Annotated in this window: 12 protein-coding genes; 9 read left to right on the plus strand and 3 right to left on the minus strand. The window is 47.0% G+C overall.

Annotated elements, in window-relative coordinates; translation table 11 throughout:
- The first annotated feature begins 102 nt into the window (after positions 1-102).
- From ACYQ2L_RS09345 to ACYQ2L_RS09360, 4 genes are all read left to right on the plus strand, one after another.
- On the plus strand, positions 103-1,437 hold the full coding sequence (locus ACYQ2L_RS09345) for an ABC transporter substrate-binding protein (RefSeq protein ID WP_460054394.1): 1,335 nt from the start codon (positions 103-105) through the stop codon (positions 1,435-1,437).
- An 82-nt stretch (positions 1,438-1,519) separates the two neighbouring features.
- The gene (locus ACYQ2L_RS09350) at positions 1,520-2,461 is read left to right on the plus strand and encodes a carbohydrate ABC transporter permease (protein WP_460054397.1); all 942 of its coding nucleotides are present in this window, start codon (positions 1,520-1,522) and stop codon (positions 2,459-2,461) included.
- A complete protein-coding gene (locus ACYQ2L_RS09355) occupies positions 2,458-3,291 on the plus strand; it encodes a carbohydrate ABC transporter permease (RefSeq protein WP_460054401.1) in 834 nt (277 codons plus the stop codon). The genes ACYQ2L_RS09350 and ACYQ2L_RS09355 overlap by 4 nt, the downstream gene beginning before the upstream one ends.
- Positions 3,292-3,297: 6 nt before the next feature.
- Positions 3,298-4,953 carry a glycoside hydrolase family 43 protein gene (locus ACYQ2L_RS09360; RefSeq protein ID WP_460054403.1) on the plus strand — a complete coding sequence of 552 codons (1,656 nt, stop codon included), beginning with the start codon at positions 3,298-3,300 and terminating at the stop codon, positions 4,951-4,953.
- A gap of 37 nt (positions 4,954-4,990) precedes the next feature.
- Here ACYQ2L_RS09360 and ACYQ2L_RS09365 read toward each other — a convergent pair whose 3' ends face one another.
- Entirely contained in the window at positions 4,991-5,578 is a 588-nt protein-coding gene (locus tag ACYQ2L_RS09365; RefSeq protein ID WP_460054405.1) for a CDP-alcohol phosphatidyltransferase family protein, read from the minus strand.
- 35 nt (positions 5,579-5,613) lie between these two features.
- Positions 5,614-7,152 carry a sensor histidine kinase gene (locus tag ACYQ2L_RS09370; protein ID WP_460054409.1) on the minus strand — a complete coding sequence of 513 codons (1,539 nt, stop codon included), beginning with the start codon at positions 7,150-7,152 and terminating at the stop codon, positions 5,614-5,616.
- Positions 7,153-7,227: 75 nt separating this feature from the next.
- Here ACYQ2L_RS09370 and ACYQ2L_RS09375 point away from each other — a divergent pair, with 75 nt between their 5' ends.
- The 5 genes from ACYQ2L_RS09375 (at position 7,228) to ACYQ2L_RS09395 (ending at position 13,409) form a co-directional block, all read left to right on the plus strand.
- On the plus strand, positions 7,228-8,295 hold the full coding sequence (locus tag ACYQ2L_RS09375; protein ID WP_460054410.1) for an ATP-binding response regulator: 1,068 nt from the start codon (positions 7,228-7,230) through the stop codon (positions 8,293-8,295).
- A 115-nt stretch (positions 8,296-8,410) separates the two neighbouring features.
- Entirely contained in the window at positions 8,411-8,767 is a 357-nt protein-coding gene (locus tag ACYQ2L_RS09380; protein ID WP_460054632.1) for a response regulator, read from the plus strand.
- Positions 8,764-9,210, plus strand: a complete 447-nt coding sequence (locus tag ACYQ2L_RS09385; RefSeq protein ID WP_460054412.1) for a chemotaxis protein CheX — start codon at positions 8,764-8,766, stop codon at positions 9,208-9,210. The genes ACYQ2L_RS09380 and ACYQ2L_RS09385 overlap by 4 nt, the downstream gene beginning before the upstream one ends.
- Positions 9,211-9,228: 18 nt before the next feature.
- The gene (amt, locus tag ACYQ2L_RS09390) at positions 9,229-11,991 is read left to right on the plus strand and encodes an ammonium transporter (protein WP_460054415.1); all 2,763 of its coding nucleotides are present in this window, start codon (positions 9,229-9,231) and stop codon (positions 11,989-11,991) included.
- A complete protein-coding gene (locus ACYQ2L_RS09395) occupies positions 11,988-13,409 on the plus strand; it encodes a PAS domain S-box protein (RefSeq protein ID WP_460054417.1) in 1,422 nt (473 codons plus the stop codon). Before amt ends, ACYQ2L_RS09395 begins: the two co-directional genes overlap by 4 nt.
- Here the strand turns inward: ACYQ2L_RS09395 and ACYQ2L_RS09400 are convergent.
- Positions 13,363-14,595, minus strand: a complete 1,233-nt coding sequence (locus ACYQ2L_RS09400) for a hybrid sensor histidine kinase/response regulator (protein ID WP_460054420.1) — start codon at positions 14,593-14,595, stop codon at positions 13,363-13,365. The two genes, ACYQ2L_RS09395 and ACYQ2L_RS09400, sit on opposite strands and share 47 nt — an antisense overlap.
- Positions 14,596-14,638 lie beyond the last annotated feature (43 nt).

A 14,638-nucleotide genomic window follows, 5' to 3' on the forward strand; every position in this document is an offset into this window, starting at 1 on the left:
AAAGTCTTTACTCCCGTATGATCTGGTGATAGTATGGTACATATCAAGAATAAAAGCAAGTTTGTATCATACAAATTTGCAGGCAATCCAAGGAGGAAACCTATGAAAAAACTACGCATTTCAGCGTTTGTTTTCGTTCTGATGGCATTCGCAGCAGCTGCTGTATTTGCTGGCGGACAGGGAGAGGCTCGGCCTGCATCAACTGCAGACGGCCTGTCGGGAAAACTGGTGGTATGGTCATTTACCGATGAACTGGGCGGCATGCTGGAAGAATTCCAGGCTGTGCACCCGAATGTAGACATTGAATTCACCATTTATCCGAATGATGATGAGGTGTATCTGAATCGTATCAACAATACTATGCGGTCACGCAGTGCTACACCTGACGTGTTCACCGGTGAGCGGGCATGGTTCCGACAGCTGATTGAAGCTGGTTACTGGGAGCCTGTTTCTGGTGCCCCTTATAATGCTGAAGCGCTGACCGATGCGATGGCGGACTATGTTGTTGACCTCGGCCGTAATGCCAATGGTGAAATAACTGCTCTTTCATGGCAGGCAACCCCAGGTGGACTGTTCTATCGACGCAGTATAGCCCGGGAAGTTCTCGGCACTGATGATCCTGCGGTTGTCAGCGAGTGGACCAGTGATCTGGGCAAGTTCTATGAACTTGGTGAAATGATCAAGGAAACTTATGGTGGAGATCGATACCTGCTTTCCGGCTATGGTGATATGTCAGAATTCGTATATAACCGCCGGACAGAGCCCTATATTCAGGGTGATAAGGTAGTTATTCCAGCCACACTGGTTGAGTATATGGAACTCGCAAAAGAAATGCGCGACAACCGAATTGAAGCTGGTGCAACAACATGGTCACCTGCATGGTTCAGTTCAATGACTGATGCCAGCGTATTTGCCTACATTCTGCCGACCTGGGGTCTGCACTATGTACTCAAGCCAAATGCAGAACCTGAAGCCAATGCGGGTGAAGCAGCATGGAGCGGCGACTGGGGCCTTGCCGATCCTCCTGCTACCTATAGTTGGGGCGGTACATGGATCGGTGTTAACACCAACAGCCGGAACAAGGAACTTGCATGGGAACTGGTAAAATTTATTGGAAGCAATCCTGAATTCCAGGAAGCATGGGCTCGTTCTACCGGTGACTTTGTATCTAATGTTGATGTTGTAGATCGCATTAAGGGTGATTTCTCTGAACCATTCCTGGGCGGACAGAATCACTATGCATACTTTGCCGAACAGGTTGCTGGAATTGATGTGTCCTTCATTGGACCATGGGATTTCCAGATCCAGAATGCATGGGGCGATCAGGTTGACCTGTATGCTAATGGTCAGAAAACACTTGATCAGGCAATCAATGACTTCAAGGTTGCTGTACGTGACATAATTCCACGCATCAGCGAAGTAATTGTAGAGCGCTGATCCAGCAGCAGCTGCACCGGTATTGCGGATCAGAATTGATCCGCAGCCGGTTCGGCTGCTTTCCATATCCAGGAGATATATTATGAAACTGCACAGCCTGAATAGAAATACGAAGGGCTATTTATTTATAATGCCGTATTTTCTGGCATTTTTAACCTTCCAGCTCTATCCGATTATATCTACATTGTGGTTGAGTTTTCAGACACCGATTAACATGTTCGAAAATGAGTTTGCCGGCTGGTCGAACTATCAGCGCTTATTTACAACCCCGGTATTCTATCAGTCGATCTGGAATACAGGGTACATGTGGACTGTAAACTTTGTGCCGCAAATTGTAATTGCCTTGCTGCTCGCTGTTATTCTTACTGAGTATGGAATTCGCGGCAAGGAGATGTTTCGCACCTTTTTCTTTTTACCAAACCTGGTGACAGCCGCCTCGATCGGCGTTCTGTTTGCAGTCCTGATGGACTGGAGGTTCGGGACACTTAACATGATACTTATGAGATTGCAGATAGTAAGTGAGCCGATAAACTGGCTTACACGACCCTTGATCGCACAGGGTACTGTTTCCTTTATTCAATGGTGGCAGTGGTTCGGATATACAACGATTATTTTCCAGGCTGGACTTACAGCTATTGATACCGAACTCTATCAAGCGGCTGTTATTGACGGCGGGAGCCGTAGACAGGTTTTTCAGTACATCACGCTTCCACTAATGAGACCTACCATGGCCTATGTTATGGTTACTTCGCTTATCGGCGGGCTGCAGATCTTTGATATTCCCCGTGTGCTCACGAATGGCCGTGGTGCGCCGGATAATGCATTGACCACCATGGTTCTGTACCTGTATAACCAGGCCTTCAGAAACTACAACATCGGATATGCTGCTGCTGTCGCCTACGTTCTGTTCTTTATGATTCTGATACTATCAGTTCTGTTCTTCAAACTGATATATCTCGAGAAAAAGACCGTGACAAATCAGATCAAGAAAATCAAGGATATCAAGAAGGAGGCTGTAGCATGAATCTGTACAAACAGCATCCAGTACAACGGGCCGTTATGTACACCTTTCTGGTGTTTCTGGCTCTGATTTGTATTACCCCGTTTTATATGATGATAATCAACTCAACCCGCAGTAATGTAGAGATATCGCAGAATGTCTGGCTTACTCCCGGTCAGCATCTGCTGCGCAACTATGAAATAATCCAGTCAAGGGTCAATATCTGGCGCGGTTTCTACAACAGTGTAATAATTACCGTACCATCGATTGCTCTTGCTGCCTTTTTCAGCGCAATGACTGCCTATGGATTTGCCAAGTTTAATTTCAAGGGACGGGAACTCCTGTTCTGGATCGTACTTGGAACGATGATGATTCCCCAGCAGCTGGGTCTTATTGGTTACTATGATCTGATCGCTAATATGGGGCTGCTTGATTCATTTGCTCCTCTCATTCTCCCGATGATAGCCAACGCTGGAATGGTGTTTTTCATCCGGGCGTATATCGAGCAGAGCATCAGTGATTCCTTGATTGAGGCGGCCGTTATCGATGGTGCTGGAGAGTTTTTTATATTCAGCCGTTTGATTATTCCGCTTGCTATGCCGGCAATTGCAACAATGTCAATGTTTACCTTCATTGTTAAATGGAACGACCTCATAACACCAATGGTGCTGTTGCACTCAATGAACAAGTTCCCCATGCCGCTGGTTATTTCCAATATACGTGGTTTGTATGAAATGAACTACGGTGCAATCTACCTCGGCGTAACCATCTCTATAATGCCGATTCTTATTGTTGTAGTGCTTTTCTCCAAAGCAATTATACGTGGATTAACCATTGGTGCAGTCAAAGGATAGGACATAATGATACAGATTCAAAACCCCGTACTGAAGGGGTTCCATGCCGACCCTGCAATATGCAGGGTCGGAGAGACGTTTTATATTGCAGTCAGCACATTTGAATGGTTCCCGGGGGTTCTGATTTATCGCAGTAAAAATCTTCGGGACTGGGAACTGGCAGGACGGCCCCTGGATCGTCTTTCCCAGCTGAATATGGCCGGGAATCCATCTTCCGGCGGTATATGGGCTCCTTGTCTCAGTCATGCGGATGGAAAATTCTGGCTGATTTATACAGATGTCAAGAATTGGGCAGGAACCCCTCCGGAGTACAGTAATGGATTCAAGGACTCACATAATTATCTGGTGACAGCCGATTCTGTTGATGGTCCATGGTCTGAACCGGTGTATATGAATTCCAGTGGATTTGATCCCTCACTGTTTCATGACGACGATGGACGGAAATGGTTTGTCAATATGATGTGGGATTACCGTCCCGGCAAGAACAGTTTTGCCGGAATCGTTCTGCAGGAATATAACCATGAGAAACAAGAGCTGTTCGGACCAAGAAAGAACATTTTTCCCGGTAGTCCTCTGGCACTGACTGAGGCTCCTCATTTGTACAAACGCAATGGATGGTATTACCTCATGACCGCAGAGGGTGGAACATCCTATTCTCATGCAGTTACGTTGGCACGAAGCCGGGAGATACAGGGTCCGTATGAACTGCATCCGCAGACTCCCTTGTTGAGTTCTGTGAATGACTGGAAGACCTTTCAGAAGGCTGAAGCAGATGGAACTGATATCAGGCTATCACTTTGTGACGGTCTGCAGAAAGCTGGTCATGGAAGCATGGTTCCTGTCAGTGACACAGAATGGGTGCTCGCTCACTTGTGCGGCAGACCGCTGCCTGGCAGCCTCCGATGCCCTCTGGGTCGGGAAACCGCACTACAGCGTTTAACCTGGAAGGATGATGACTGGCCATGGCCCGAAACCTCAGTGCCGCAAACCGTGGTGAGTTTCGAGGGCATAGCAGAATCTGCGGATTCAGGATCTTCTGAACCATATTCATGGAGAGATGATTTTGATGCTGCAAGCGCTACACCTGAACTGCAGTCCTTGAGAATACCGCTTGATGAACGCGTCAGTCTGAAGGCAAAATCTGGCTGGATCTGTCTTCTGGGGGCTGAAAGTCCTGAAAGCAGATTTCGACAGTCGCTGCTGGCGCGGAGGGTGCAGCATTTTTCATGGTCTGCTGAAACCAGAATGCAGTTTGATCCTGAGGACTTTCAGCAGTTTGCAGGTTTGATCGTACGTTACGATGAACGTAATCAGTATATTCTGCGCATGCATGCGGGAGAGAATGCCAGGCTTGAACTGGGTCTGATCGTGTATGATGCGGGTACCATTGATCTGCCTCTTGGTGAACGTGAGCAGCAGCTTGATTCAAATGAGGTTTATCTGGGTGTTGATGTGCATGAAGGTGATCTACAGTTCCGTTGGAGCTCTGACGGTAGTAAATGGCAGTCTATAGGCCCGGTACTCGATGCCTCGAAGCTCTCCGATGAGTATGCCTTGCCGATGGGATTTACCGGGACATTTGTAGGTATTTCCTGCTTCGATACCAGCGGTCGGAATACACCAGCGTTTTTTGATTATCTGGAATATAAAGAGAAGGCTTGATTGGAGCCCTTTTCTCTTCGCGGAGAAAAGGGCTTTTTTATTGTTCTTTCCTTGTTTCTTTCATTAAATGGAAGATAGATTTTGTATCCGGGCTTATCTCACCGTAGATGAGAAACATGAGAGCAAGCTCCAGGTATGCGAGATAGTAAATCAGGATTATAGCCCGGACTAACAAGGTGATATCTGTCATAAAGGATAGTACAATTACGGCAAATACCAGAACACCATTCAGTTTTAACAGGAATGTGTGCAGGAAAATTACTTTTCCGAATCTTATATATGGTAGCAGTATTGAGCCAATGAAAATAACAATAAATCCAATGAAAAAAGATAAGTTAGGAACAAGATATTCAGGAAACAGTGCGATAATAAAAAACGCCGCCGAAAGGTAATACGCCAGATCTGCAACAGAGTCGAGTAAAGAGCCGAAGGCGCTGCACTGGTCAAGATATCTGGCGATTTTTCCATCCAGAAAATCCGTAGCACCGAGGACAATGAACCAGACAAGGAAGGCATTATAATGTCCTGAGAATGCGAGCGGGTATAAAAAGGGGACTCCTATAAGTCTGAAGAATGAGAGAGCATTTGGTATTGTTAATAGTATCTGTTTTTCCGGGATATTCATGGCCACAGTATATACCTGAATGTCTGAAATACGCATCAGATTTCAACAATAAAGAGCGTACCGTCTCTGCTTTCTATCCTGATATTCCCATTGATTTGCCTGAGCAGCAGCCGCACGAGCTCCATGCCGAAACCTTCCTTCTGCATGTTTTCAGGAAACCCGCATCCGTTATCCATAATCCTGACAATGGTCCGGCTGTTTCTGTTTTCTGCACTTACTTCGATGCGTGGGTGTACGGTGTCGTGAAATGCATGTTTAATTGCGTTGCTGATCAACTCATTAACGATTATTCCCAGGCTTGAAACATATCTGGCTTCCATTTTAATTTCCTGAATATCAGTTATCAGATCAATTTTCCTCTGAGCACTGCTGCTGTTGATTATCTCTCTGCATAATGCGTTCAGGTAGTCTTTGAGGGATACGCTGTTTCTGTCAGACGACTGGTAGAGTTTCTCGTAGAGAACGCTCATACCAATCAGTCTCTGTACTGCTGCCTGTAATTCGGTTTTAACTTCTATGCTGCTGCTCAATTCGGCTTGCAGTGTAAGTATGTTGCTGATTGTGTACATGTTGTTCTTGATTCGGTGATGTACCTCCCGCAGCAGGATTTCTTTTTCCTCAAGAAGTCTCTTGTTTTCATCCATAGACAGTATCAGATCCGAGATATCCGTCAGTACGCAGAGCATAAAATCCCTGCCTTGCAGAATCAGAATTTCTGCTGAAATAACAACATTATGAATGAGACCTGTTGATGATCTTATGTGTGCAGGGTAATTTGTAATCCGGTTATTTGCCCGGAGTTTGTTGTATAACTCAGTCCGTTCTTCCGGTTCCGGCCATATCCCGAGATCTATGGATGATTGCTGTATCAGTTCTGTCTTCGGGTACCCGAGGAAATCTGATCCAGCCTTGTTAATGTCAATAAACAGTCCGGTTTTCAGTTCCGAGAGGATTACAGGATTCGGATTACCGTAGAACAATCTGGCAAATATCTCACGGCTATCACGCAATGCTGTTTCGGTTTTTCTTCTGCGGCGAATGTTGTAAAGCAGCATGAGTGTGAAGAGGCCGAGTACAATAAGTCCGCCAGTCGTGAGGCTTATAATCTGGATATTTCTCTGCTGAACTGCAATCTGAGCAGCTATCTTGTCGCTTATATCTACAATAATCGAAAAAAGCAGGAGCTCATCTTCGAATTCGATGGGGTAGCTGTAGACTTCGACATCCCGGATATTGCTGTCCGATAAACGATGCCTGAAAAGGAAGTAGTTTCTGTCCATTTCGGCGGCCAGCATCATCTCTGTCTGGATTTCTTTCTCTGTCAGGGTGTTTATTTCACTAATATACATCGATTCAATTTCAGGATACCCGTAGAACTCTTTGGCAGCGCGGTTCGCATATACAATCCGACCGGAATCGGGTTGGATCAGCAGCATAATCGTACCGTGATCTTCAAAGAGTCTCGAAGGGCAGATTTCCCTGCCGGATATCTGAATGCCCGGAAGAAGAAGGGAGATCGAAATCAGGAATACCTTATTTCCGCAAATCAGCGCGCTGTAGATTTTTTTCAGCATATTGTATGAGTTATCTCCTTGTATAATTATAGGGGAGGGGGATATCCCTATGCAAATGCATTACAGTACTTGTATATGAGTGGCTCTTATATACTGCTAGTTGATGATGATCCTCTCAGCCTCCTCCAGATGAAGCGAGCTCTTAGCGGTTGTGCTTATATCATAAGTGCAGACCTGGATGGGTATTCAGCTTTTAATCGGATAAAAAACGGTGATATACCCGATTTGATCTTGATGGATATTGACCTTGGCACTGAAAGCTGGGATGGTCCGGAAACTACCCGAAGAATTCATGAACTATGTGAAATCCCGGTTGTGCTGCATACTGCTTATGCTGATCCCCAGACCTTTGCCTCAGCCCGTGAGATGACAAAGTACGGCTATGTGTATAAAACCCCAGGCAATATTGAGTTTGTTATTGCTTCAATTGAAACAGCGCTGAAATTATTCGGGACTGAAGTACGTCTGAGGGAACGTGAGCAGCAGTATCGTGAACTGTCCAACTATCTGCAGGAAATCCGTGAGGAACAGAACGCTTTTGTAGCCGGAGAACTTCATGATGATCTTGGGCAGTCATTGACTGCATTGAGAATGAATTTATCGCTTATTGAGGGTTCGGGTAAGGAAGAGCTGTGCTCGATTATCTCGGATATGGAGCATATTATCGATCAAGCAGTTGACCGAATGCGGATCCTGATCAATGAACTGCGGCCTCCAGTTCTGGACATGGGCAGTCTTGATGATCTTCTGCGTTGGCAGGCCAGGGAGTTCGAGAAAAACTTCCGTTTGCCAATCACTCTGGTAATTCCGGATTCAGGTTGTGCTCACGAACTCTGTGTCAGTAAACAGGAGCGCTTGTGTGTGTTCAGGATTATGCAGGAAGCCCTGACGAATGCAGTGAGGCATTCGGGTGCGAAGTCATTTAAGTTAGGTCTGAAATACGAGCAGTACGGAATTGAAATGTATGTTCAGGATGATGGCGCAGGCTTCGATACAAGGGCTGTATGCACGAAGAGTCGGCAGAAATTCGGGATTCTGGGGATGCATCAACGTGCTGCTGCTATAGGCGGTGAGCTCAGCATTGAAAGCGTACCCGCTTCCGGCACTCTGGTGCGTCTGGTATTACCGATCAGTAAATACTGATCTCTCTACCCTACATTTTTGTATGATTACTAAATTTTACCTCCTTCCTGTGGATTTATGCTGATTTACTGACAATAATGTATCATTATTCCGCGGGAGGTTGGTCGTGAAACTTATGATTGTGGATGACTCCAATATTATGCGTCGTGCCATACAGAAATACCTGATGCCCTTTGGGCTCGAGATTGCGGCGACGGCGGCAGATGGTGTGAGTGCGCTTCGTGAATTCAGTAGATGCAGACCGGACATCGTAACCATGGATATTACCATGCCGGAGCTTGACGGGCTTGGATGTCTGGTGGAGATGCTGAGAATCAAACCTGAGACCAGAATTCTCATTATCACAGCACTTTCTGATCCCGAGACCGGACTGGAAGCAATCAGAAAAGGTGCGCGAGGCTTTCTGACAAAACCATTTACTGCAGCCCAGCTGCAGGAAGAAATGGAACATATATTGGGAGGGATGCAATGACAGAGCTTCAGTTACGTGCATTCATCAGGGTGCTTGTCGAGTATTTCGAAGAGGTCAGCAGTGAAGGGGCACAGATGGGTATTCCCTACATGAGGGAAGGTGAAACAATACTGCTTGAATACACCGGTCTGATAGGAATATCCGGCGCTCAGAGAGGCGGAATATATATAACTGCCGATGAATCGATGCTGCGTGAACTTGCATCAGTAATTCTCGGGCCAGGCGAACTCAGTACTGAGGATGTTGTGGATATGGTCGGTGAACTGACCAATACGGTTGCCGGGAACGTCCGCCGCAGCTTTGGCAGCGGGTTTATGATTTCTGTACCGATTGTACTCAGGGGCCGCCCGGAAGATATCCTTATGAAACTCAGACCGCCGGTTTTTGTAGTGCCAATTCAGTGGCATGGCCACAAGCTTTACCTGTCGGTGGGTCTGGAATAATTCTACAAGGGGTGCACAATGTTGGAATCAGTTACACATGTTGCAGATGCTGGATTAATTGATACTCTGTGGCTGTTGATCTCTGCCGCACTGGTATTCTTCATGCAGGCTGGATTCTCATTTCTGGAATCCGGTTTGACGAGATCCAAAAATAGTATAAATGTCGCGATCAAGAATCTGACAGACCTTGGGGTTTCGATCTGCTGTTATTGGCTATTCGGATTTGCATTGATGTTCGGCCTCAGCAGATTTGGTCTGTTTGGTCTCAGTGGTTTCTTTTTTGCATCCCGGGGTAGTATGTGGATGGCTGCATTTTTCCTGTTTCAGGCGATGTTCTGTTCGACTGCAGCTACCATAGTATCCGGTGCTGTCGCAGAGCGTATGCGATATGTCAGTTATATTGCCTCTACAGTTCTTCTTGCCGCACTTATATATCCTATTCTGGGTCACTGGGTATGGGGTGGCGCATTGCTGGATGGCAATGAGGGCTGGCTTGAAGCTATGGGATTTATAGATTTCGCAGGTTCAACTGTTGTCCATTCGACGGGTGGATGGATTGCACTTGCAGCGCTCCTTCTCATTGGTCCCAGGAGCGGTCGTTTCGATGGTCCGGATGGTCCGAAAGCGATACCGGGGTCTAATATTCCGACAGCTGTTGTAGGTGTAATGATACTCTGGTTCGGATGGTTCGGATTTAACGGTGGGAGTACCCTGGGTTTAACCCCGGATGTGCCCCAGATTCTGGTCAATACAGCCTTAGCGGCTTCTGCTGGAATGGTAGGTGCACTGGCTCTTGGATGGTTGATTATCGGGAGACCGGATGTCGGGCTGGTACTGAATGGCTCCCTGGCTGGGCTGGTTGCGATAACTGCACCCGCCCCCTTTGTGGCGGAGTGGCAGGCTGTGATTATCGGTCTTACAGGTGGGTGGATAATGATCGGGGCGGATATGCTGCTGGTGAGACTGAAAATAGATGATGCCGTCAGCGCAATTCCGGTCCATCTGGCTGCAGGAATCTGGGGTACACTTTCTGTAGCGTTGTTCGGGGATCTGAATCTTCTTGGAAGCGGACTTAGCCGCAGTGAGCAGTTTAATGTGCAGCTGATCGGTATCCTCGCAATCGGGGCTTGGGCTTTTTCACTGGCTTTTATTCTTCTCAAGATAGTAAACAGATTTATGCCTCTCAGAGTAAGTGAGGAGCAGGAGTCCAGTGGCTTAAATGTTGCCGAGCACGGCGTTGCAACAGAATCTCATGATCTTGTCAGGGTTATGGAGGAGCATCGCAGGAGCGGAAATCTGAGTTCAAGAGTGCCAGTTGAGCCCTTTACTGAAGTCGGCACAATTGCAGAACAGTACAATGCAGTCCTGGACAGCCTGAACGAGAATCTTGTAGCCAAATCAGAATACATAAATATTCTGGACAATGTAAGCGACGGTTTATTTCTGATAGATCAGGAGCTTTTCATCGCACCGTATTTTTCAAGGTCATTTGCGGAGATAATCGAAGAAAACGAACCCGGGGGGCTTTCCCTGCGGGCAATTCTACCCAAGCTGCTTCCGGAAGCAAAACTTCAGTCTGTTTTTGAATTCCTGGATCTCTGCTTCAGTGATACCGTTGATCATCGAACGGTGTTAAAGCTGAATCCTCTTCAGCAGGAAGAGTTCTTTTTTGATTCCGGGAATGGCATAATCAGAAGCAAACATCTGCAGTGGACTTTTACCAGGATCAGGGGAAATGCTGACAGCAAGGTTCAGCTGATGGTACTGCTTCGGGACGTGACCAGTACGGTTCTGCTTGGTGAACAGGTTGAACAGCAAAGGAGAGATAGTGCGGGTGAAATGGAGCTTCTGTACAGGATTCTGCATATTGACCCGGCTATGCTGAAGGATTTTATCTCCTCAGCTGAGGAGAATATCAGGACCGTCAATGCAATTCTTGAGTCAGGAAATGCTGTCATGAAAATAGACGACATTTTTTCGCTGGTTCATAGAATCAAGGGAGATGCGGCCCTGCTCAGTCTTGATTTTATTGCAGAACGTGCTCATGAACTGGAAGATCATCTGGCAGATCTGCGTAAGCGGAAACATGTGGGTAATGAGGATTTCCTGTCGGTGACAATTGCCATGAGTCGGCTTGTGAAAATGCTGAATAAAGCCAACGGTGCTACACAACGGCTTGTCTCATTCCAGCATAGTTTTGCTGACAGCAGTGCTGCCTCATCCGGAGATATGCTGCTTGAAACACTCAGGCTTACTGCAGACCGGACAGCGGTTGACCAGAAGAAACAGGTTGAGCTGATTGCCGATATCGATTCCTCAGTCATACCTGCGGAGATGACCCGGGGAATAAGGGATGCTCTTATTCAACTGTTGCGAAATGCAGTAGTACATGGCATTGAGAGCCCAGAAGAACGGACTGCCAGGGCGAAGAACCCCCGGGGGCAGATTTCAGTACGTGTGAAATCTGACTATGATCGTGATCGGAGTGTGCTCTGCGTCTCTGTCCGTGATGATGGTAGAGGACTGGATTTTGATGGTATCAGGAAGCAGGCTGTGCTCAGCGGGGTGCTTGCGTCATCGTCGTCGGATATCAAGCCGGAGGATGCAGCGCGCCTCTTGTTCAGCGGTGGTTTCAGTACAGCAGCATCCACGGATATGTATGCCGGACGCGGAGTCGGCATGGGTATAGTCGGTTCGCTGGTGCGGGAATTCAACGGTCGTATTTCAGTAGCTCATAAAGCAGGAGCATATACAGAGTTTACATTGAGGTTTCCAAGATGAATGAAGTTCATGTGTCTGACAGCATTTTCCGGCTTTTTTTCGAGCAGTCAAAGGACGGTATGTTTGTCACGACGGCGGAAGGCCGATTCATGCAGGTGAATGCGGCCCTTGCACAATTGCTGGGCTATGGCCGGAATAGTCTGTATGAACAGCCGGTATCAGCAATCTACGCGGTTCCTTCAGAGCGCCGACGTTTTCGCTATGAGATTGAATCAAATTCCAGGGTGCATAATTTCAGAATCAGTCTTCAGCATCGCTGTGGTGATGAGATTCCTGCTCTTGTGGATGCTGTAGTCTGGCATGCAGAAGACGGGCAGATTGGAGGCTATGTCGGGACGATTAAACTTCAGAAGGCAGCAGCTTTACAGAATTGTGCTGTTGTTCAGGATGAGGACGAGTTTGCGTTCGATCTTGCAATGCGGGGCAGCAGTGATGGATTGTGGGATTGGGACATTGCCGCCGACAGAGTCCGGTTTTCCTCCAGATTCAAATCGCTCCTGGGATATGGTGATTTCGAACTGAAAGAGAATATGCAGGAATGGACAAGCCGCATCCATCCTGATCATGCAGAGAATTTCCGCACATCCCTCAGAAACTACCTGCTTGGCAAAAGTGATCGCTTCTCACTCTACTTCCAGATGCGTACGAGAGCTGGGAATTATGAGTGGATGATGGTCAGAGGGCTTGGAGAGTTTACCTTTACCGGTAAAGCCTACCGGATAGCTGGTTCGTTAACACATGTAAGTGCTCATATACGAACACTGGAAGGGATGCGCCGCAAGGAGCAGGTTCTGAGCAGAGAGAATGATCGCTTGACCGCTGAACGTGATCTGCTATCCCGGTATTTCTCTACGGATATGATGCAGGAATTATTCTCCAAGGATGGTGACATCAGCAGCGGCAAGAAGGTAAATGCTGCAGTCCTGTGGCTGGAAATACTTGACTGTGCACATTATGTAGAGCTGATGAATCCCGGAGATTTTTCGGCATTTCTGAATGAACTCGTCACGGACATAATGGATCTTGTCTATGGAATGAATGGATCTGTGAACAAGATCCTGGGAAGCAGAATGCTTATAACCTTTGGGTGTCCGGTTTCATCCGGTGATGACGCAGAAAATGCCAGAATCTGTGCCCGTGAGATTCTGGCATATCTGAATACCTATAATGAGGTTCGCCCTTCAATTCTCAGGGATCCTGTCCGGATTGCAATAGGTATGGCTTATGGACCGGTATTTGCTGGTAGTGTAGGTTCTGTTCGCCGGCTGGAATATACCGTGTATGGCAAGGCAGTGGCGGAAGCTGAAGCCTGTCTGGCGCAATGCCGGAACAAGCCTGCAGAGGGTGGATCAGTCCTTAGCATACGAGAGTTCAGTCAAGCTGGTGATTCTGTCGATGCAGTGGAAGTGTCAGGGTAAAACGAACAACCTGCACCGGCATTTCTGCCGTGTGATCAGTGCCGCTGGCAGCCCTGATCCATCCTCCATGGCGTTTCATCAGTTTTCTGGCAACGTACAGGCCGGCGCCTTCTGCCCATTCCTCCCCGGGCATCCTGTCTCTGAAGTTCTGGCTTGAGAAAAACAGATCGAACACTGTTTCAGTATGATCAGCCGAGATACCTGAGACTGCCTGCCCATTGCTGTCCTTTAGACCTGTATGGCAGGCATGGTTCTGTATCGTAATTTCTATTTGTGGATGCGGCTGGTTTTCCAGTATATTCAGATAGACAACTACTGGTGATTTTTCCGGAGAGAATTTAACTGCATTTACAAGAATCTCATTCAGAACCTGGTGAAAACGTTGGGTATCAATCTGGACAGAGGCCTCTGGAATTACGCTCGGGAAACCAGTCGAGAGTTTTCTGTTATAATCCTTCAGATCTTCCTCAATCTTTTTTCGACAGAAATTCTGGATGTCAGTGCTCAAGTCATGTATAGAGACCAGTTCTGTATTCAACTGGATTCGGTTGGTGTCTGCTATCATCGATATGTGCTCAAGAATCTGTTTCTGGACCTGAGCTGTTTCCAGAACCATATCTCCGATATCTGTTGATACAGAGTATTTTCCGTCGACTGGATTCTGTAATTCCTCTTTGAGCAGGTCGATCCAGAGATACCCGCCTGCCTGGTTTATTGATTGTGACAGCTGATCAATCATTCCTTCGGTTTGCTTTATGTCTTTACTGGCATAGAGTTCCCTCCAGTTGTTTTCCTTCTGTCGTCTGCATATAGATTCAAGGCAGCGGTTTATCCGGAATACCAGGTCGTCTGGAACGATTGGTTTGACGATATAGTCATCTGCTCCGGATTGGATAAGTTCAATGGCCTGCTTGAGATTTGAGTCGACCGTCAGAAAGATAAACGGGCAGTCAACACTCAGTTTCCGCACTTCCTGCAGCAATTCATCTCCATTCATTTCCGGCATGTAATAATCTGAGAGTATCAGGTCATAGGATCCTGTGCGAAATGCTTTTAATGCTTCTTTGGGATTACTGTAGCTGTCCACTGAAAAACGGTTTCTGACCAGGACGCTTTCAATGGTTTTCAGGCTTGTCCGTTCGTCGTCTACCACGAGGATATGCTGTTTTTGTGAAGTGTAGCTCATCTTGTATCCTTACAGGCAGTATAGTGCATACGCTGCCAGGTTG

It is taken from the genome of Spirochaeta dissipatitropha (assembly GCF_054657935.1).